Raw genomic sequence first — 18,759 nt, forward strand, 5'->3', positions numbered from 1 at the left:
AGCGCGACCGCGCCGCCCGGCCGCCCGGATCGACCACGATACATTTCCCCCGCCCCCGAGGCGCCGAGCTGGCGCGGGGGTTCCGCTTTGCCCGGCCCGCGACTTCCCGCCCGGCCAGCCCAGGCCGAGGAGCGGAGCTGAGTGTCCCTATCCTGCGTCAGCTTCATCCAAGGCTTGCCTTCATCTGGGAGGACACGGACACCGGAAACTCCAGCAGAATCTGCGCCATTGCTTTGGCCAGGGGATCGATGCGCGCGCAGAGGCTTCCGCCTCCGCCAAGAGAATCGTGCACGACGAAGTTGAGCGCGCGCGGGCCCGGCATCAGGTAGCGGTCGACCCTGGCATGTTTGGGATCATCGACGAGGTGCGCAAACCACTCGGCGACTGCCTCAGCGCTCAGCGCTGCACAGATGTAGGGATAGTACGCCGGATTGCGCGCGATGACGCCGGCGTTGAAAAGATTGCCCTTGTCGCCGCTGCGCGCCCAGGCGAGCTTCACCAATGGGACAGTCGCTTCCGCTTCCCGGTCGGAGGGGACTGGAGGTTCGCCTGGCCGTGCGATCATGGCCGCCGCGAATGTCTGGTCCGCCTGCGCCCCAGGAAAAAGCTCTCGGCCGCCGACCGTGACGCGGGGCGTGAACTCCACCTTGGGCAGCAGGAAGCTGAAGATGTGCATCAACGGCCTCGCGCCCCGGCCGAGGTTACCGGCGAGGCCTATGGCTGTGCCTGGCGCCATGGCCGAGATCGCGCAGACCTGTTCCTTGAGGAACACTTCGACGCCGGCAAGATCGTCGTGATCGACCGACATCATCGCTACGACCTCGCGGGCGTCCTGCGCACGCGAACGGGGTCCATAGCTCGTTTCCGCGCCGATCACTTCCACATGCGCTGCTCGCAGGGGCGGCGCGTTGCGATCGCGCAATATGCGATTGGAACGGGCGAACAGGAGCTCGGCCTGGCGCCGCGCCTTTGCCGCAGCCCCCATGCCGACGATCGGTTGATAGACCTGCGCGCGCCAGCCATCCGCATAGGTTGCGCAGACCTTGTAAGTGTCGGTGGGCGGATAGCCCCTGACACCTTCCACGAGCACGCGATCGGGCCCGTCCTGGCACAGCGAGACGCCGCTGAAGTCGCAGACCGCGTCCGGCACGAAATAGGCCTGCGGGTCGCTGACCTCGTAGACCATCTGCTCGGCAACCGTCCCGATCGAAACGAGACCGCCGGTGCCTTCCGGCTTGGTCACGACGAAAGTCCCGTCGGCGCGGCATTCGGCTATGGGATTGCCGATATCGGATGGATCGGGAATGTCCTCCCAGTCCGTAAAGGTGCCGCCGGTCACCTGCGTGCTGCATTCCATCAGGTGGCCGACAAGGGTGCCGGCCGCGAGACGATCGTAGTCGGCAGGTGTCCAGCCGAACTCGTGGATCAACGGTCCGAGCGACAGCGCGCTGTCGACGACCCGGCCGGTCAGCACGATGTCCGCACCGGCCGCGAGAGCGGCTGCGATGGGGAAGCCTCCGAAATAGGCGTTGGCGCTGGAGATCTGATGTTCGGGAAGCGGCGCTCCGCTGAACATGTCGCGGATCCCTCTCGATCGCAATTGGCCGAGCCGGGGGCGCAGGTCGTCCCCTTCGACAACGCCGATCCGCGCGGAAAGAGCAAGGCGGTCCAGCATGGCCTGGAGGGCGCAGGCGGCGCCTTGCGGATTGAGGCCGCCCCAGTTGGTAACGATCTTCGCACCCGACTGGAGAATGCCCGGAAGGTAGGCCTCGATATCGCGCAGGAAGTTCGGGCTGAACCCACCGGGATTGGCGGCGCTGTTGCTTGCGAGCGACGCCATCGTCAGTTCGGCGAGATAGTCATAGACCACGTAGTCGACGCCCGCGGCGATGAGCGCCGGATGGCCGTAGAAGCTATCGTCAAAGAAGGCCGTCCCGCCTCCTATGCGAACGACCTTGCCTGCTGTGTTCATCTTTCGCGCTCCTGGCCCGTGCTGCGGAATGGCTCGTTCAGTTCGGCCGGCTCGAACAGCTTGCCAGGATTGAGAATGCCCTTGGGATCGAGCGCGAGCCTGATCGTCCGCATCAGTGCGAGCTCGCTCGGCGAGCGCGTCCAGCCAAGGTAGGCGGCCCTGGTCGTGCCGATGCCGTGTTCGGCAGCGATCGATCCGCCAACCCCGCGCACCGCGCCGTAGATCGCGTCGTTCAGAGCCTGCGCTGTGACATCGTCCATCGACCCGGTGCTGACGAGCACGTGCAGATTGCCGTCGCCGGCATGACCATAGAAGAGAACTTTCGCCTCGGGATAGCACGCCAGGACACCGGCGCGCGCGTCATCGACGAATGCGGGCATGTCGGCGATTCCCATCGAGACATCGTAGGCGGCGAAAGGCCGCAGCGGCGCATAGCCTGGTCCGAGGTCTTCGCGCACGGCCCACAAGGCATCGCACTCGCGCGCCGATTGCGCGACGACGGCATCGGCGATGAGCCCTTCGGCGACGAGCGACGACAGGGCCGCCTCGAAGTGATCCCGATCGGCCTCCTGGTTGCCGCCCATCGCCTCGATAAGGGCGTAGACCGGATGGCCGAGCGGCATCGGGCGCGGGCGCTGGGGCAACTGCGCTTCGGTATGGATGCGGTAGAAGTCCTCCCACATGATCTCGAACGAGGAAAGCTGACCCGACAGCGCGATCTCGAGCTGGCGGAGCACAGCTATGGCATTCTCGAAGGACGACGCGGCGACCAGCGCCGTCTGGCGCGTCGTTGGCAGCGGGCGCAGCCTCAGCACGGCGCGGGTGACGATCCCCAGAGTTCCCTCGCTACCGATCAGCAGGTGCTTCCAGGCATAGCCCGCGTTGTCCTTGATCATTTTGCCGAGCGAAGAGACAACGGTTCCATCGGCCAGCACGGCCTCGAGGCCGAGCACCATGTCGCGCATCATGCCCCAGCGAAGCACGCGATTACCGCCAGCGTTGGTGCCGATGACGCCGCCGATGACGGCTGAACCGCGCGCACCAAGATCGAGGGGCAATAAGGCGCCTTGCTGCTCGGCGGCTTCCTGCGCGCGCTGAAGGATACAGCCGGCCTCGAGCGTCATCGTCATCGACAGCCTGTCGATCTCGACAATGCGGTTCATGCGCTCGAGCGAAAGCGCGAGGCCCCCGTCCGAGGGAAGCGCGCCCCCGCAGGTGCCGGTCTGGCCGCCGACCACCGTGATCGGAACGACAGCAGCGCCGCAAAGCCGCACGACGGCGGCGACCTCCCCGGTATCGGCAGGCCTCGCCAGCCATCCGGGCGTCGCCCGACGCTTGACGCCGATCGCCGTGCGATAGCGCTCGTCGATGCCCTCGCCCTCCTCGACGAAGGCTTCACCGACGATCGCGGCCAGGTTTTTCCCAAAACTTTCGCTCATCGGCGCCGGTCTGATCCGGCAGGCAGATCAAGGCAATGAAAATGTTATTCGCAAAGTGCATTTTATCATTTAGCGATGGCGACCGGCCAAAAAGCGGACCTCGACATATGAACGATGAGACACGGGCAGCGGCGCAAGGCCGCGAGAGCTACGGCAGCTGGATCACGATCGGCGACAGCCTGTCTGCCGAGTTGATGGCGCGTGCGGGCTTCGACTGGCTGATCCTCGATGGCCAGCATGGCGGCGTGAACGAAGCCAACATGCTGCCCTTGCTGCAGGCGGCGGCGCTTGGCGGAACGCCTGCGCTCGTGCGCGTCACATGGAACGACGCCGCGCTCATCATGAGGGCATTGGACCTCGGTGCCGCAGGCGTCGTCGTTCCAATGGTATCGACGGCAGAGGAAGCCGCGCAGGCGGCGCAGGCGGTTCGCTATCCGCCCGCGGGGATCCGCTCCTATGGCCAGGTGCGCGGCTATGCCGCTGCGGGGGGAAGCACCCCGAGGCGAGCCGCTCTGCCTCGTCATGATCGAGACGCGCAGCGCGCTCGGCAACCTCGATGCCATCGCCGCGACACCCGGTGTCGACGGCCTTTTCATCGGACCCTTGGACCTTTCGATCTCGATGGGGTTCGGTCCCGCCATGACGACACCCGACGAGGTCCTGGATGCGATCGCCGATATCGCCGAGGCCTGCATCAGGCACGGCGTCATCTGTGGCGCGGCGAGCCTGGGGCCACAGAACGCCGAAGCGCTGCGCGCTCGCGGCGTCCACTTTCTCATTCTGGGGAGCGACGCGGGCTTCTTGCGCCGCGGCGCGGCGGCCGAAGTCGCCCGGGCGAGGGAATGGACGATCTGAGGTCGCTCCGGCCGCACGAGCCCGGCCGGTTGGGCTAGGCGAAGATGGGCGGCAGGAGGCGAAGCGCGATCATGCGCTCCAGCTGCAGCAGGAGCGATTCCAAGCTGTCGCGGCATCTGTCAAAGCCGGCCTGGCGCAGCTTGATCGTGCTCAGCAGCACTGGGCTCGCCTTTTCAGCGATCTGCCGGCTGCCCAGCAGATCGAGATAGACGTCGGACTGGCCCAGCAAGGCCGCCAGCGAATGCTCGGCAAGGTCATGCCGTCTGGCGATCGCTTGCCAGGCCGCCTGGCTCTCATGCGCTGCGAAAAACGCGCGAAAGGCGCTAGGCGCTGGCCCCTCCTCGCCCAGCCCGCATCGGCGCGCGAGGTCCGGCCAGGCGTGGCGCAAGACGAAAGTATCGCCATTGGTGATATTGAAGATCTCGCCGGCGGCAGCGGGCGTCCGCGCCGCCCAGGCCATCGCTTGGGCAAGCAAGCCGGCATCGACCATTTCCCAAAGCGCATTGCCGCTCGCCGGCAAAACAAATGGAAGGCCAAGTTCGCGGCAGAGCGCTGCATAGGCGCCGATCGCAGCCACGGGGTTCATCGCCGCTCCCGGTGCCCAGCCCAGCAGGATCTGCGGCCTGAAAATCGTGAAGCCGAACCCGTCCCTCGCAGCTGCCGCGCGAAGCCGGTCCTCGTGCAGCCAGTAGAAATTGGCATGGGGATCGCGCGGGCTTTCCTCGCGCAGCGGCACGGTGACGGGATGGACATGCGCGCCGTATGCCTTGGCGCCTTGCAGCAGAGAGACGTGCTCAAGGCTTCCCCTGCCCAGTAGCGGAGTCAGCAGGTTCGCGAACATCGCATCGTTCTGGGCCATACGCTCGGGATCGCGCCACCCCGGTGCGAGGTCCGGGGCTTCGGAAACCGCCGCGTAGATGAGATGGGTGACCGGCGGCAGCCTATCCACGAGGGTGGCGCAGGCCGCCGCATCGCCTAGATCGACGGCCGCATGATCGAAATCGCAGCCAGGGTCCACGACCGGGCGCCGCCGCGACAGTGCGGTCACCCGCCACCCTGACATCTGCGCGAAATGCTCGGTTGCGGCACTGCCGATGACGCCGCTCGCCCCCGCGACCAGCAGGTGAGATCGCTCGGAGCTCATTGCGTCAACTCGAGCCCGGCAAGGCCTCCCGCCGCGCGCCAGGCTGCGATGATCTCGTAAAAAGCGAGAGGGCCGCCGCCATAGGCGCTGTTGCGGGCATTGAGGCGGCTGACATCGCCTTCGTGATTGAAGTAGCTCGGCGTGCATTCGCGCAAAGCCTCGACAACCGGGACGGCTGCCCGGTCGATCTCGGCGACCCAGGCTTCCTCGGCCGCCCTCGATGCCTCGATCCTAGCCGCGCCCCGCTCCCGCGCTTGCGCCAGGATGTGGGCGATATGGCGCGCCTGCTCGCCGATCATGTGCGGGAAGTTGAGCGAGAGGCCCGTCTGCACGTGCGACATGATGAAGAGGTTGGGAAACCCGTGCGTCGCGTAGCCATGGAAAGTCTGCGCGCCATTGGCCCACTTGTCCTTCAAGGTCAGCCCGCCCCGCCCCGCGATGGCGAAACTGATACGCTTGGCGAAGGGACTGCTCGCATCGTAGCCCGTGCTGTAGATCAGGCAGTCGACCGGAAATTCGCGGCCGTTCGCGACTGGCCCACGCGCGGTGATCCGCTCGACCCCCTCTCCCCGCGTGTCGACCAGCGTCACGTTGGGGCGGTTGAAGGTCGGCAGGTAGCCGTCGTGGAAACAGGGCCGCTTGCAAAAGCGGTCGTACCAGGGTTTGAGCGCTTCCGCCGTCGCAGGGTCGCCGACGACCTTCTCGACCCTCTGGCGGATCTCTTCCATCTTCAAGAGATCGGCGAGCGGCGCGACTTCATAGGGATTGGCGATCTCCAGGCCGAGATCACGAGCCTGGACGAGGAGACTTCGCATGTTGCGCGGGATCGAGGTCCAGCCATCTCCCACCAGATCCTCCTCGAGAAGGGCGCCGCCCACCAGGGCCGTGAAGTTCTCCATCCGCTTTTGCTGCCAGCCCGCTTCCAGGCCCTCGAATTCCCCAGGATCGAGCGCGCGGTCGTCGCGCCTGTCGATCGAGGAAGGCGTGCGCTGGAACACATAGAGATGCTTTGCCGCTGCGCCGAGATGCGGAATGCATTGGACCGCCGTCGCCCCCGTCCCGATGATCCCGACGACCTTGTCGGTAAGACCCGCGAGCCCTCCCTCGGGAGAGCCGCCCGTGTAGGCATAGTCCCAGCGGCTGGTGTGGAAGGAATGGCCGCCAAAGTCGCCCAGACCCGGCAAGTCGGCCAGCTTCGGCCGATCCATGACGCCGGCCGAAACGACGACGAAACGGGCCCGCATCGCGTCGCCGCGATCGGTGCGGATAGTCCAGAAACCGGCGGTCTCGTCCCAGGCGATGTCCGTCACGTCGGTGTGGAAACAGGCGTCGCGGTGAAGGTCGAACCGATCTGCGATCAACTGGCAATGCGCGAAAATCTCAGGCCCTGTGGCGTACTTGCGAGGAGGCAGCACGCCCAGCTCCTCGAGGAGCGGCAGGTAGATCGGCGCTTCGGTGTCGCAAGCCGCACCCGGGTATCGGTTCCAGTACCATACGCCGCCAAAATCGCCGGCGCGGTCGATGAAGCGCAAACCCTCCAGGCCCGCCTTGCGCAGTGCGGCGCCAAGCAGAAGACCACCGAAGCCCGCGCCGATGATCGCGATATCGACCTCGTCGCTCAGCGGAGCCCTTGCGGGACCTGTATCATCGGCCGGGTCCCGCTCGTAACGATGATGATGGGCGCGGTCGATCCGGACGAACTGCCCCAACCCTTCCGGGCGCAGACGCCTGTCGCGCTCGGCGCGGTATCTTGCGCGTAATGCGGCGGGATCGATGCCGCGGGCTTGGTTGAGCGGTTCGAGCTTGTCGCTCATGCCAATCTCGCCAGCATTTCACGCACGGCGAGGGCTTCATCGTAGACGCTCATGGGTTCTATAACCGCATCCGCATCGCAGATCTGCGGCCAGTGATCGGCGATGTGCTCCGCGCTCGGGAGCACTGGCGCGAGCCACCCGTCTGCCACGGCGATCGCGACGCGAGCGTAGCGCCCGCTGCAGGCCGAATATGTGCCGTGCGTCGCCGCGCAGTCCTCGCTGACGAGATACATCGCGAGCGGCACGGTCCAGTCGGGATCGAGCCGCTCGCCCCCGCCCGCCGGCAAGGCGATCAGCTTGCCAAGCGCCGCGCCGACCTCCTTCACTTCGTTTCTCCAGGCAAAGTCCACTCCGTCCGCCATGCGGGTGCGCGCGTTGGGGGCGATGACATTGCACAGCACGCCGTGATCCTTGCCTTCGAGAGCGACCGCATTGGCCAGCCCGACGATGCCGGCCTTGGCGGCTGCGTAGCTAGCTTGCCAGGGATGACCGAACAGGCCCGACGACGAGGCGGTAAACAGCAGGCGGCCGTAGCCTTGCTGCTTCATCGCGGCGAAGGCGGGCTGACCTGCATGGAAGGCGCCTTTGAGATGCACATCGATGACATCGTCGATGTCGTTCTCGCTCATCTCATCGAAGCGCGCCTGGCGCAGGATTCCCGCATTGCTGATGAGGATATCGATCTTGCCGAATTCTGCGATCGCCCGATCGACAATGGCTCTGCCGCCCGCCCGCGTAGCCACGCTGTCGGAGTTGGCGACAGCATAGCCTCCTGACGAGGTGATTTGGGCGGCGACCTCGTCCGCCGCATCGCCGCCAATATCGTTGACCACCACGCAGGCGCCGCGGCGCGCCAGCTCGAGCGCATAGGCCCGGCCAAGACCGGCGCCTGCGCCCGTCACGGCAGCGACCCTGCCTGCAAAGGATAGCATTACCGCTCAGATTCCAGGCTGAAACTGGCGGCGCGGTCGATGTACTCATCGAGGCGCCGGATTTGGCCGCCGTCCATGACGACGACGACGCAGACTTCCCAGGACAATTGCTTTCCGCCGGCAGTACGCACGGTCATTACGTGCTGGCGAACGAAGCCATTGGTAGTTGCCTGGCTACGCACGTCGGTGAAAGTCCGTTCCGGAAAGTTGGCGACGAACGCCTTCCATTCACGCTCGGAGCCCTCGCGGTCATGCGCTATGCGATCGAAATTATGCCAGATCTGGGCGTCTGGTGCGAGCCACTCCAGCGCGGCGGCAATCTCGCCGGCAGCGAGATGCTCGAACACCCGGTCGAGCGGGTTGATATCGCTCATGTTCAGAGTGTTTCCCTTCCGTTGACCCTGCCCATGACCTGAGGCCGGAAGCCCAGCAGAGTCTGCAGGGTTTCTGACCCGAACTGGCGCACGGCCGGGTTCAGCGAAAGGAACCAGTTCTCCTGCGGCATGAACGTCGGCAGCGTGTAGACGCTGAAGATCCCGGCGCGGCGGCTGGTGCCCCGATTTTCGCCGCTCGTATGCCAGGTCCGCCCATCGAGCACGACGGCCGAACCGGCTGGAACTTCCACCGACACCAAATCCATGGGATCGCCGGCTTTCGGCTGGCGGTTGTGCCGGTGGCTACCGAACGCAACTCGGGTCGCGCCGTTCGTCACCGTGAAGTCGTCGATGCAGAAGCCGATGTTGAGAACCATCGGTCGATCCCAGCCCCAGGGTTCGGGGAGCACGCCCTGGTCGGCATGGATTACCATGCTCGATCCGCCCGGACCGGTGATGTTTGCTGCCATGCTGGAGAGCAGCGCTGGCCACCCGAGCGCCGCCTTGACGATCTCCAGGACGAGCGGAAGCTCGGCGAGATGGCAGAAGACCGGGTCGCGGCTCGGCAGGTTCCAGATGCGCTGGTTGATCCCGTCGTCGTTGCCGTACTGGTAGGTGTCCCCCCACTTGTATTTCTGGTCGTTCTGCGCCGCGCGGTAGACAGCCGTCCGGATTTCCGAAAGGAGCGCGGGATCAAGCGCTTCGGCGATCACGCAGCCTCCGTGACTGGCGAGATCCGCCAGACCCTGCTCGAGGCTCGTGGTCGGGCTCGGGGCGGTCTGGAATGTCGTTGCCATACGGGCGGCTCAGACGTTCAGCGACGGACGTTTTGCGACCTTCCAGTCCGCCAGGTTCGCAGCAACGGTCTCTGCTGCCTTGGCGTAGAACGCTTCCCCCTTCGAGAGATTGAGGAAGCCAAACGTGCCGGCGTGACGAAACTCGAGAACCTCGACGCCGTTGGACCCTGGACGGTAGGTATAGGGCACATCCTTGGGCACGAAGAAACTGTCGCGCGGGCCGAGTTCTTCCGTGCCGATCCTGAGGTTGCCCGAGATCACATAGTAGAGACAATCCGAGTCGTGACTGTGAAGGGTCAGCGGATAGCCGTTCTTGAGCCACGCATGGGCCAGGCTGAAACCCGGCAGGTCGACGAGGATGCGCACGTCGTCCCCCTCTAGGTAGCCTGCCTCGACGAGCTTGCGCATTCCGGCGCGCTGGACGTCGCTCATCGGCGCCATTTCCATGCAGCCGGCTTCGACGAGTCCGGGTGCATCCGCGCCGCGAAAGATCGTAAAACCCCCGGACACCGCGGCTTCGCTCTTTGCCATCAGACCATTCCTCTCAGAAGGGCGTGACAGTAGTCAGCCACCTATTGAAATGCAACGCGGCAATATCGTTCTTTGCGCGGCGACAGAAAGCCATCGCCTGCTCGGCAGCCCCCCCCCGGCTCCCCCGGCTCCCCCGGACGGGGTGCCCGCCACGGCTCAAATAGGACACCGCCCAGGTGAAGCGGCGCGCCGGCGCATCGGCATCTGGCCCGCGACCCATCTATCTGCAACTTTAGGCCAATTCGTTGGAAAGGGGGGGGGACCAGATCACTCGTCTCCCGTGAGCCCTGGCGTTCGATGCTGCTCCTCCACGACACAGGTCCGTCCGTCATCATCCGGCAAAGGCCCGGCGATCTATTTATTTCAATGCACCTGATGCATAAAATTGCTAAACGGTAGCGGCCGGGTGAGAGATGAAAGCGCTGCGATGGAAAAGCTGATATTCGAAGGGTTCGGCGGCCTTGCGCTGGCGGGGGATGCGTTCGGATCGCAGGAAGCGCCCTGCGTCCTGCTTCTCCACTCGGGAGGCCAGACAAGAAAGAGTTCTGGCATGGATCGGCCCAGGCCCTTGCCCAGGCAGGTCGCCATGCCATCTGCGTCGACCTTCGCGGTCATGGCGAGAGCGGTCATGCCGCCGACGGCCGCTACGATCTGGACGCCTACATTCAGGACCTGCGCGCAATCCTCGCCAGCCTGCCAAGCCGCGCCGTCGTGGTGGGAGCCGGGCTTGGCGCGATCATCGCGCTGGCCGCGGTAGGCGAAAGCGCTCCCCACCTCGTATCGGGACTGGCGCTCGTCGATATCAACATCTGGTTCGAGGAAGGCGTTCTCGAACGGCTTCACGCCGCGCTGCTCGAACGAACCATGGGCGCGCAGCTGCCCGAACAGATTGCCGATGCCGTGTCGGCTGCGCACCCTGGCGAGCCGGCACCGGGCGTGAAGCGCCTGCTGGCATCTTTTGACCAACGCGGCGATGGACGCCTCGCGTGGCGTGGCGATCCCAAGGCGCTGGAGGGCTCCGACCTCTTTGTGCAGCAGGACAGGCTCAGCGAAGCAGCCTCGCGTATCGCCGCCGCCGTCGTGCTGATGCGCGGCGCGCTCAACGCGACGATTTCGAACCAGGACCTGCAGCGCTTGCAGGCGCTCATCCCGGGCGCGGAACTCGCGGAAATCGAAGGCGCGGGTCATTTCCTCGCGGCGGAGCGGGAAGACCTGTTCGACGCGGTCCTGCTCGATTTCCTGGAACGTCATACGCCTCTGCGGCCGCTGGAATATATCGGCGGATCGGAGCCGCGAGTGCTGCGCGATGCGCTCGGCTGCTTTGCCACGGGCGTGACCATCATCACCACGCTGAGCGAGACCGGAGAGCCCATCGGCCTGACCGCGAACTCCTTCACTTCCGTTTCCCTCGATGAAACCATTGGCCTGCTGCGCGAGGCCGTAGCGCTTGGTCATCGCACGGTGAACATTCCAGCTTTTCCGCAAGCCGCGGACGGGGTGAGCACCAGCGCCAAAGTCGGTACGATCCAGATGGCCCAGGGCGCCGCGCTCTCAGGCGATCCGAGCAGCAGCAAGGCCTATTGGCATCCGGAATTCGAACCGCTTTGGGCGGAAATCCAGAACCTCGACGTCACGGTTACCTTTCACCTTGGCGGCCGCATGGCGCGTTTCGGCGACAAGGACAATTTCCTGGCGGATCTCGTCATGACGAAGGTGGCGATGGCGGAACCCGTTGCCATGGCGATCTATGGCAACCTGTTTGGGCGCTTCCCCAAAATGCGCTGGGCGATCATCGAGAGCGGCGTGGGCTGGATACCATGGATGGCCGAATACATGGACCGGACATGGGAGAAGCAGCGCTTCTGGACCGAAAGCAAGCTTGCAAACCCACCGAGCTATTACATGGATCACAACATCTATGGCTCATTCATCAATGACCGGATGGGCTTCCTCAACTGCAATCTGCCCGGCGGCAGGAATGTCATGTGGTCTTCCGATTTCCCGCATTCGGAAACCACCTTTCCCAACTCGCTGTCGGTCATAGCCCGCGATACCGTCGGCGTCGCCGAAGAGGACGTGCGTAGGATCGTCGGCGGCACCGCCGCCAAGCTCTTCAAGATCTGATCTTGAGCGGCCTGACCCGGCGGATGCTTCGGGTGAGGCCGCTCCTGCATTTCGCGGAGACGGTTGCCGGGAGCATGCGCCCATCGGAGCGGACAAGTTCGCATGCTTCCGCTTCCGCGCCCCTATCGCCTTTAGTTTGCGGCCATGAGCTCGATCAGATTGCCGTCCGGGTCGCGGAAATAGACCGAATGTGCAGGCAAGCCGTCGAGAGTTCGGCGCGGGGACGGTCCGTCGACAATGGCGACGCCATGACCCGCGAGATGGGTCTGGGCCTCATTGATCGAGCCGCCCCAGCGAAAGCAGATGTCCGCCGATCCCGGCGTCGGCAAGGCCGCGACCAGGTCGACGCCGTTTCCCGCCTGATGAACGCTGAGCCTTGCACCGCCGCCCAGCAGGAAGACCCGCACCGCGGGCCTTCCGCCGGGAGCATATTCGTTGATGATCTCGGTTCCAAAAAGGCGCTCGTAAAAGGCCCAGGTAACTTCGACATCGGCAACGGTTATCGCGACGTAATCGATCCCCAAAAGGACAGATTGCTTCATCCCAGCGACACCGGAAACGCCAGTCCTCGTGCTTTCTCGTCGGACGCCAGATCGCCAGTCCTGGCGATCTTCACCTTGGTGTGGGCAATCTTCCAATCGCCTCCGGCTCGCACCAAGGTCCTGAGATACCAGCCGGCGTTCCAGCGATCGTCGTTGGTCGGCATGAACAGATAGCTCTGGACGGTTTCGGCCCGGTCTCCCTGAAGATCGATCCGCGCGGCACCAGGAAGATGCACGCCATGCGGCGCCTGCGACAGCATCGCGGCGACCTCTTTACGGCCGCGCAGACTTTGGCGAAACACGTCGTAGACCGTGTCTTCGGTAAAGAGATCGAGCCATTCTTCGAACCTGCTTATTGCAAGACGAAGGCAGTACTCGTCGAGAACCTGGCGAATGGCCAGCTCGTCTGCAATCCTGTTCAACCGGTCTTCCGACATGCCAATTCCTCGCTGCTGTCCGGCGCCCGCTTCCCGGCGCCATTTCGGCGTTTCGCGTGCCCGCCACTTATGCAATAGTCGTAATGCAAATCGAAACAAGCCGGCGTCCTCGTTCTGGTCGGGCCGAAAGATCGGGCGTCGCTCTCGGGCCGAACCGAGGGGCGACGTGACATTGGGATATAACGATGACCTCACTTCTCACCCCATTCCAGTGCCACATATCCGACGAGGTCATCGCCGACCTCAAAGCCCGCTTGCAACGGACGCGGCTGCCGGATCAGCTGGAGGGAGCCGGCTGGGACTACGGTACCGAACTCACCTATCTCGACGAACTGTGCACCTACTGGCGCGACGAGTTCGATTGGCGCGCTGCCGAGGCGCGGTTTAACCGCTTTCCCCAGTTCACCACTCAGATCAATGACGAGAACGTCCACTTCTATCACATCCGCTCGCCCGAACCCCACGCCCTGCCCCTCATCATCACTCACGGTTATCCCGGTTCGATTGCCGAGTTTCTCGATATCCTCGGGCCTCTTTCCGATCCAGCAAGCCACGGCGGGGACCGGCGCGATGCCTTTCATGTCGTCGCTCCGTCGATCCCAGGATTCGGTTTTTCAGGTCCAACGCGAAACAAGGGATTCAACATCGGGAAGGCAGCTGCGGTGAACACGCAGATCATGGAAATGCTCGGATATGACCGATACGTCGTCCAAGGCGGCGATTTTGGCTCGGCAATCTCAGGTGCGATGGCCATCGACCATCCAGAGCGCGTTATCGCGCTGCATCTCAATTTCATCCTCGGTCGCCCGGCGGATCCCGCCAATCCGATGGCCGGCTTGAGCGACGGGGAAATCGCCGAGCAGGAATGGAAGCGCAACTATGACCTGCACGAGAGCGGATACCAGGCGATCCAGGGCACCAAGCCGCAATCGCTCGCCTACGGCCTGACGGATTCGCCCGCGGGCCTGGCGGCGTGGATCGTCGAGAAATTCAAGACGTGGAGCGATTGCGGCGGCGACATCGAGCGGTCCTTTTCCAAAGACCACCTGCTTGAAAATATCATGCTCTACTGGGTGACGGGAACGATCAATTCGGCGATGCGGCTCTACTACGAATCCATCGGCCCGGGCCGTGCCCCGGCCGGGGGTTGGCCGCGCATCGACGTGCCGACCGCCCACGCCCGCTTCCCGGCGGAAATTCGTCCCATTCCCCGCGCATGGGCGGAGCAAATGTACAATATCGTGCGCTGGACCAAGCAACCGAAAGGCGGCCACTTTGCGGCCTTCGAACAGCCGGGCCTGTTTCTGGACGACTTGCGCGAATTTTGCCGCGACTATCGCTGAATGCTGCTCGGCACCCGGCTTCAAAAAGCAGGGGTCATCGAAGTCCGTCCCAGGGAGAAGATGCCATGACCGAACGCGGCCCGCCGTTGCCCGACATTCCGCCGCACGTGGACCCGGCTCTGGTAGTGGATTTCGATTATCTGCGCCCGGCCGGTATCGAGGACAGCGACGTGTTCACGGCGCTCGGACGGCTCCACGAAGGGCCTGATATCAGTTGGACGCCGCACCATGGGGGACACTGGATAGCGACCCGCGGCGAAGACATTCAGTGGATCCAGGAAAGGCACGATCTTTTCTCCAACGCAGAAAAGAATGTTCCCAAGGGCAGCTTTCCCTCGATGCCGCCGATCACCGAGAATCCGCCGGACCACACGCGATATCGAGCTGTCCTCAATCCCTACTTCGCCAAACGCCGCATCGAGGAGAACTACGAAGCCAAGGCGCGCAATGTCGTGGTTTCGCTCATCGAGGACTTGAAACAAAAGGACCGATGCGAGTTCGTTTCCGAGTTTTCGACGATCGCCCCCTTGAAGATATTCTGGGATTTCGTCGATCTGCCTTACGCCCGACGCGAGGATTTCCTGCGCTGGGGACGTAGCTTCGCGGTCAGGGCATCGTCCGAGGAACGCATCGAGGCGAACAGGGCCTTGGTCGAATATCTCGGCGAGTTGCTCGACGAACGGCTCGAACATCCAGGGACGGACGTCTTTACAGGCATCTCGCAGTGGCGCGACAATGCCCGGTACAAGCATCGCGGCGAACTGCTTGGCATGGCGCAGCTCGTGTTCCTCGGGGGGCTCGACACGGTCGCGGCGATGATGGGTTTCTCCATGCTTCGCTTGGCCGAGCGCCCGGAACTGCAAGCGCAGCTCAAAGCTGATCCCGCCATCATCCCGGCAGCCGTCGAGGAACTGCTACGGCGCCATGGGCTATCGAACACGGGCCGGCTGCTGCGACAGGACGTCGAGCGCAAGGGGGCATCCATGAAGGCCGGCGACATGATCATGGTCATGAACAGCCTGTCGAGCATCGACGACCGCCTCTACGAAAAGCCCTACGAGGTGGATTTCAAACGCGGCGCTGTTCATCACAACAGCATGGGCAATGGTCCTCACAAATGCGTGGGTCAGCATCTGGCGCGCATGGAGATGCGCCTTCTGCTCGAGGAATGGTCACGGCGCATGCCCATCGTTCGGCTGGATCCAGATGCTCCCGCGCCGCTTTCGCGTGCCGGCTCGGTGATCGGTATGGAACACCTTCATCTTTCTTGGGTGAGCTGAAAGGGACCTGACAAGTCACGCGCGGCGCGGCTCCTTCCCGACAGACCTATCCGGCAGGGACAGGCGTGACGCCGCCCACCCAAGATCGCCGGCGAGTTCGGCTCAACCCGCCTGCCGCTAGCTACGAAAGGCTTTTGCGATCGCAGCGAACTATTCGCCCGCGCCCCGTTCCGGCAGGCCAGAGGCGCCCTCGCCTATTTGACGACAGCTCGGACGCGGGCGGCAATGGAGGCCGCATGGGGAACCTGGTTGGTCTCGATAATCTTCGAATAGGCGATGGGCGCATATTCGGCGCCAAGTCGGACAGCCGGGCCCTTGAGCTTGTCCCAAAGCTCCTCGTTGATCGTCGAGCAGATCTCTGCGCCCATGCCGCAGAACTCGACCGCGGCATGGACAACGACCGCGCGGCCGGTCTTCTTCACCGACTGCAGGATGCGGTGGTAGTCGATCGGCACCAGCGAACGCAGGTCGATCACTTCGGCGTTGATGCCTTCCTTGGCCAGTTCCTCCGCCGCAGCGAGGCACTGTCCAACCTGCCACCCGTAGGTGATCAACGTGACGTCGGTACCCTCGCGCTTCACCTTCGCGACGCCCAGGGGAATGCGATAGTCGCCGATCGGAACCTGATCCTTCTGGGTGAAGAGAAGCATGATCGATTCCAGAATCACGACGGGATCGGGATCGTTGATCGCCGAAAGCAACAGGCCCTTCGCGTCGACCGGGTTGCTCGGGAAGGCCACTTTGATGCCAGGGGTATGTGTGAGCCATGCCTCCAGGCTTTGCGAATGCTGGGCACCGAACCCGCCCATGCCGCCGCCAAGCTGCATGCGGATCGTCATCGGGGCATGAGTAGCCGAACCCGACATATAGCGCTGCTTGGCCGCGTGATTGGCGATCTGGTCGAGGCAGACGCCCATGAAGTCGGAAAACATGATCTCGGCAATCGGGTTCATGCCGGCGATCGAGGAGCCGACTGCGGCGCCGATGATTGCCTGCTCGGCAATGGGGGTCGCCCGGACGCGGCGGTCGCCAAATTCCTCCTCAAGGCCCTTGTTGGTGCCGAATGCGCCGCCGTGAGGATCGCCGACATCTTCACCGAGAAGGAAGACTTCCGGGTTCTGCGTCATTGCGGCCTTTTGGGCGCTCTGGATCGCCTGAGCCATGGTCATCGTCTCGGTCGGACCCGAAAACTCGCCCTCGGCTTCGCGGACCGGATAGTGGCTGCGCTTCGGGACCGAATCAACATCGGCGAAGACGTCGACCAAGGTCTCGGTCGCGGGCGTGACCTTGCTTTCCAGCGCACGGGCGATCGCGTCGTCGACTTCGGCCTTGGCAGCGGCCTCGAGCGCAGTGAGCTCGTCCTCACTGGAAATGCCGGCCTCGAGCAGCAGCGCGCGGGTCTTCTCGTAGGGCGCGCGCTCCTTGCCCGCGGCGAGCTCGTCCTTGGTGGCGTTGTAGTTGTCACCCACGCCCGCGTGCGGCCCGAGGCGATAGGTCATGGCTTCGACGAAGACCGGGCCCTTGCCCTCACGAACGTAGTCGATGACTTCCTTCATGCCCTTGTAGAAGGCGGCGGGATCGTTGCCGTCGAGCTGGACGCCCTTGAAGCCCAGCGCTTCGGCGCGGCCGAAGAAGTTCGGGCTGGCGGTATAGGTCGGGATGCGCGTGTATTCGCCCCAGGTGTTGTTCTGGCACATGAAGATCACCGGCAGCTTCCAGGCGCCGGCAAGGTTCATCGCTTCGTGCACGGCACCGATCGAGGTCGCGCCGTCGCCGAAGTTGACGATCGTCACGCGGTCCTCGCCGCGCTCCTTGGCCGCGATGGCGAGGCCGTTGGCGATCGGCGCACCGGCGCCGACGATCGCGGTGGTGACCATCGACCCCGACGAAGGATCGGAGATGTGCGGGGAACCGCCCTTGCCCTTGTTGACGCCGTCTTCGCGGCCGAGCGCTTCGGCGAACATGCCGTACAGGTCGACGCCCTTGGCGACCTGGTCATGGATGCCGCGATAGGTGGTGATCATGTAGTCGCGGCTCGTGGTGAGCTGCGAGATCGTCGCCGGAATGCACTCCTGGCCGGTCATCGGCCAGTAGGTGAACATGAACTTGCCCGACGAAAGCCCGGCCTGGACGGCCTTGTCGACCGCACGGATGCGCGCCATCTGGCCGTAGATCGCCTTGAGGACTTCAGGCTCGATTCCAAGATTTCCTTGTTGCATCACGTCACTCCCGATCGATTGTGAGGCGCGACGGCACACAGCCCACCCGCCGCCAGATTTCCCGCCATCAGAGCTCGCGGAGCAGCCCGGCGAGCGTGGTGCCGAGTTCGGACGGCGACGGCGAAACACGGATGCCCGCGGCTTCCATCGCCGCGATCTTGTCCTCGGCGCCGCCCTGGCCGCCCGAGACGATCGCGCCGGCATGGCCCATGCGGCGGCCCGGAGGCGCCGTGCGGCCGGCGATGAAGCCGACCATCGGCTTGCGGCGGCCCTTCTTGGCTTCGTCCTTGATGAACTGCGCGGCTTCTTCCTCGGCCGAACCGCCGATCTCGCCGATCATGATGATCGACTTGGTGGCGTCGTCGGCCAGGAACAGCTCGAGCACGTCGATGAAGTTGGTGCCGTTGACCGGGTCGCCGCCGATGCCGACCGCGGTGGTTTGGCCCAAGCCTTCGTTGGTCGTCTGGAACACGGCTTCATAGGTCAGCGTGCCCGAACGCGAAACGACACCGACCGAGCCCTTCGAGAAGATGGAGCCGGGCATGATGCCGATCTTGCACTCGCCGGGGGTCAGGACGCCGGGGCAGTTCGGGCCGATCAGGCGCGACTTCGAGCCCGAGAGCGCGCGCTTGACGCGGACCATGTCGAGCACGGGAATGCCCTCGGTAATGGCGACGATCAGCTCGATCTGGGCGTCGATTGCCTCGAGGATCGCATCGGCGGCGCCGGCGGGCGGCACGTAGATGCAACTCGCGGTGGCGCCGGTCGCGGCCTTGGCCTCGGCGACGGTGTCATACTGCGGCAGGTTGAGGTGCGTCTGGCCGCCCTTGCCGGGGGTCACGCCCGCGACCATCTGCGTGCCATAGGCCAGTGCGGCTTCGGTGTGGAAGCTGCCGGTTGAGCCGGTCATGCCCTGGGTGATGACCTTGGTGTTCTTGTCGACGAGAATGGACATT

Annotated in this window: 16 protein-coding genes and 1 pseudogene; 5 read left to right on the forward strand and 12 right to left on the reverse strand. The window is 64.3% G+C overall.

What is annotated here, in order from left to right:
• Positions 1-163: 163 nt before the first annotated feature.
• Both KRR38_RS09190 and KRR38_RS09195 read right to left on the reverse strand, forming a co-directional pair.
• Positions 164-1,972 (reverse strand): acyclic terpene utilization AtuA family protein, encoded by a 1,809-nt coding sequence (locus KRR38_RS09190; RefSeq protein WP_217400782.1) that lies wholly within the window; start codon positions 1,970-1,972, stop codon positions 164-166.
• A complete protein-coding gene (locus tag KRR38_RS09195) occupies positions 1,969-3,411 on the reverse strand; it encodes an FAD-binding oxidoreductase (RefSeq protein ID WP_217400783.1) in 1,443 nt (480 codons plus the stop codon). The genes KRR38_RS09190 and KRR38_RS09195 overlap by 4 nt, the downstream gene beginning before the upstream one ends.
• A 107-nt stretch (positions 3,412-3,518) precedes the next feature.
• Between KRR38_RS09195 and KRR38_RS37720 the strand changes: the two are divergent.
• Together KRR38_RS37720 and KRR38_RS09205 are read left to right on the forward strand one after the other, a co-directional pair.
• Positions 3,519-3,857: pseudogene (locus KRR38_RS37720) on the forward strand (aldolase/citrate lyase family protein); the annotation flags it as partial.
• Between the two features lie 28 nt (positions 3,858-3,885).
• Positions 3,886-4,266 (forward strand): aldolase/citrate lyase family protein, encoded by a 381-nt coding sequence (locus KRR38_RS09205; protein WP_256449410.1) that lies wholly within the window; start codon positions 3,886-3,888, stop codon positions 4,264-4,266.
• Positions 4,267-4,300: 34 nt separating this feature from the next.
• On the opposite strand, the gene KRR38_RS09210 is transcribed toward KRR38_RS09205, so the two are convergent.
• From KRR38_RS09210 to KRR38_RS09235, 6 genes are read right to left on the reverse strand one after another with little or no spacing between them, the layout of a single operon-like run.
• Positions 4,301-5,410 (reverse strand): NAD-dependent epimerase/dehydratase family protein, encoded by a 1,110-nt coding sequence (locus KRR38_RS09210; RefSeq protein ID WP_217400788.1) that lies wholly within the window; start codon positions 5,408-5,410, stop codon positions 4,301-4,303.
• Positions 5,407-7,224: an NAD(P)/FAD-dependent oxidoreductase gene (locus KRR38_RS09215; RefSeq protein WP_217400790.1), complete on the reverse strand. Its 1,818-nt coding sequence runs from the start codon at positions 7,222-7,224 to the stop codon at positions 5,407-5,409. Before KRR38_RS09215 ends, KRR38_RS09210 begins: the two co-directional genes overlap by 4 nt.
• Positions 7,221-8,126, reverse strand: coding sequence for an SDR family NAD(P)-dependent oxidoreductase (locus KRR38_RS09220; RefSeq protein ID WP_309141004.1), 906 nt, complete (start codon positions 8,124-8,126; stop codon positions 7,221-7,223). The genes KRR38_RS09215 and KRR38_RS09220 overlap by 4 nt, the downstream gene beginning before the upstream one ends.
• Before the next feature lie 29 nt (positions 8,127-8,155).
• Positions 8,156-8,530 carry a nuclear transport factor 2 family protein gene (locus KRR38_RS09225; RefSeq protein WP_217400794.1) on the reverse strand — a complete coding sequence of 125 codons (375 nt, stop codon included), beginning with the start codon at positions 8,528-8,530 and terminating at the stop codon, positions 8,156-8,158.
• Between the two features lie 2 nt (positions 8,531-8,532).
• Positions 8,533-9,327 (reverse strand): phytanoyl-CoA dioxygenase family protein, encoded by a 795-nt coding sequence (locus KRR38_RS09230; protein ID WP_217400796.1) that lies wholly within the window; start codon positions 9,325-9,327, stop codon positions 8,533-8,535.
• Between the two features lie 9 nt (positions 9,328-9,336).
• The gene (locus KRR38_RS09235; RefSeq protein WP_217400798.1) at positions 9,337-9,858 is read right to left on the reverse strand and encodes a hypothetical protein; all 522 of its coding nucleotides are present in this window, start codon (positions 9,856-9,858) and stop codon (positions 9,337-9,339) included.
• 501 nt (positions 9,859-10,359) lie between these two features.
• On the opposite strand from KRR38_RS09235, the gene KRR38_RS35930 reads away from it, so the two are divergent.
• Positions 10,360-11,982: an alpha/beta fold hydrolase gene (locus KRR38_RS35930; protein WP_254515229.1), complete on the forward strand. Its 1,623-nt coding sequence runs from the start codon at positions 10,360-10,362 to the stop codon at positions 11,980-11,982.
• Positions 11,983-12,113: 131 nt separating this feature from the next.
• Here KRR38_RS35930 and KRR38_RS09250 read toward each other — a convergent pair whose 3' ends face one another.
• Positions 12,114-12,524 carry a VOC family protein gene (locus KRR38_RS09250; protein ID WP_217400800.1) on the reverse strand — a complete coding sequence of 137 codons (411 nt, stop codon included), beginning with the start codon at positions 12,522-12,524 and terminating at the stop codon, positions 12,114-12,116.
• Positions 12,521-12,961 (reverse strand): nuclear transport factor 2 family protein, encoded by a 441-nt coding sequence (locus KRR38_RS09255; protein ID WP_217400802.1) that lies wholly within the window; start codon positions 12,959-12,961, stop codon positions 12,521-12,523. The genes KRR38_RS09250 and KRR38_RS09255 overlap by 4 nt, the downstream gene beginning before the upstream one ends.
• Before the next feature lie 185 nt (positions 12,962-13,146).
• Here KRR38_RS09255 and KRR38_RS09260 point away from each other — a divergent pair, with 185 nt between their 5' ends.
• Both KRR38_RS09260 and KRR38_RS09265 read left to right on the forward strand, forming a co-directional pair.
• On the forward strand, positions 13,147-14,304 hold the full coding sequence (locus KRR38_RS09260; protein ID WP_217400804.1) for an epoxide hydrolase family protein: 1,158 nt from the start codon (positions 13,147-13,149) through the stop codon (positions 14,302-14,304).
• Between the two features lie 65 nt (positions 14,305-14,369).
• A complete protein-coding gene (locus KRR38_RS09265; RefSeq protein ID WP_217400806.1) occupies positions 14,370-15,584 on the forward strand; it encodes a cytochrome P450 in 1,215 nt (404 codons plus the stop codon).
• A 194-nt stretch (positions 15,585-15,778) separates the two neighbouring features.
• On the opposite strand, the gene KRR38_RS09270 is transcribed toward KRR38_RS09265, so the two are convergent.
• The gene (locus tag KRR38_RS09270; protein ID WP_217400807.1) at positions 15,779-17,803 is read right to left on the reverse strand and encodes a thiamine pyrophosphate-dependent enzyme; all 2,025 of its coding nucleotides are present in this window, start codon (positions 17,801-17,803) and stop codon (positions 15,779-15,781) included.
• Between the two features lie 67 nt (positions 17,804-17,870).
• On the reverse strand, positions 17,871-18,758 hold the full coding sequence (sucD, locus tag KRR38_RS09275; protein WP_217400809.1) for a succinate--CoA ligase subunit alpha: 888 nt from the start codon (positions 18,756-18,758) through the stop codon (positions 17,871-17,873).
• Between the last annotated feature and the right edge of the window lies 1 nt (position 18,759).

This window comes from Novosphingobium sp. G106 (genome assembly GCF_019075875.1).
Taxonomy (GTDB): Bacteria; Pseudomonadota; Alphaproteobacteria; order Sphingomonadales; family Sphingomonadaceae; genus Novosphingobium.

What these genes read in the sequence shown, in the direction of transcription:
- KRR38_RS09190 (WP_217400782.1), bottom strand. Translation starts at nt 1,972, where the DNA reads ATGAACACAGCAGGCAAGGTCGTTCGCATAGGAGGCGGGACGGCCTTC.
- KRR38_RS09195 (WP_217400783.1), bottom strand. Translation starts at nt 3,411, where the DNA reads ATGAGCGAAAGTTTTGGGAAAAACCTGGCCGCGATCGTCGGTGAAGCC.
- KRR38_RS09205 (WP_256449410.1), top strand. Translation starts at nt 3,886, where the DNA reads ATGCCGCTGCGGGGGGAAGCACCCCGAGGCGAGCCGCTCTGCCTCGTC.
- KRR38_RS09210 (WP_217400788.1), bottom strand. Translation starts at nt 5,410, where the DNA reads ATGAGCTCCGAGCGATCTCACCTGCTGGTCGCGGGGGCGAGCGGCGTC.
- KRR38_RS09215 (WP_217400790.1), bottom strand. Translation starts at nt 7,224, where the DNA reads ATGAGCGACAAGCTCGAACCGCTCAACCAAGCCCGCGGCATCGATCCC.
- KRR38_RS09225 (WP_217400794.1), bottom strand. Translation starts at nt 8,530, where the DNA reads ATGAGCGATATCAACCCGCTCGACCGGGTGTTCGAGCATCTCGCTGCC.
- KRR38_RS09230 (WP_217400796.1), bottom strand. Translation starts at nt 9,327, where the DNA reads ATGGCAACGACATTCCAGACCGCCCCGAGCCCGACCACGAGCCTCGAG.
- KRR38_RS09235 (WP_217400798.1), bottom strand. Translation starts at nt 9,858, where the DNA reads ATGGCAAAGAGCGAAGCCGCGGTGTCCGGGGGTTTTACGATCTTTCGC.
- KRR38_RS09250 (WP_217400800.1), bottom strand. Translation starts at nt 12,524, where the DNA reads ATGAAGCAATCTGTCCTTTTGGGGATCGATTACGTCGCGATAACCGTT.
- KRR38_RS09255 (WP_217400802.1), bottom strand. Translation starts at nt 12,961, where the DNA reads ATGTCGGAAGACCGGTTGAACAGGATTGCAGACGAGCTGGCCATTCGC.
- KRR38_RS09260 (WP_217400804.1), top strand. Translation starts at nt 13,147, where the DNA reads ATGACCTCACTTCTCACCCCATTCCAGTGCCACATATCCGACGAGGTC.
- KRR38_RS09265 (WP_217400806.1), top strand. Translation starts at nt 14,370, where the DNA reads ATGACCGAACGCGGCCCGCCGTTGCCCGACATTCCGCCGCACGTGGAC.
- KRR38_RS09270 (WP_217400807.1), bottom strand. Translation starts at nt 17,803, where the DNA reads ATGCAACAAGGAAATCTTGGAATCGAGCCTGAAGTCCTCAAGGCGATC.
- sucD (WP_217400809.1), bottom strand. Translation starts at nt 18,758, where the DNA reads ATGTCCATTCTCGTCGACAAGAACACCAAGGTCATCACCCAGGGCATG.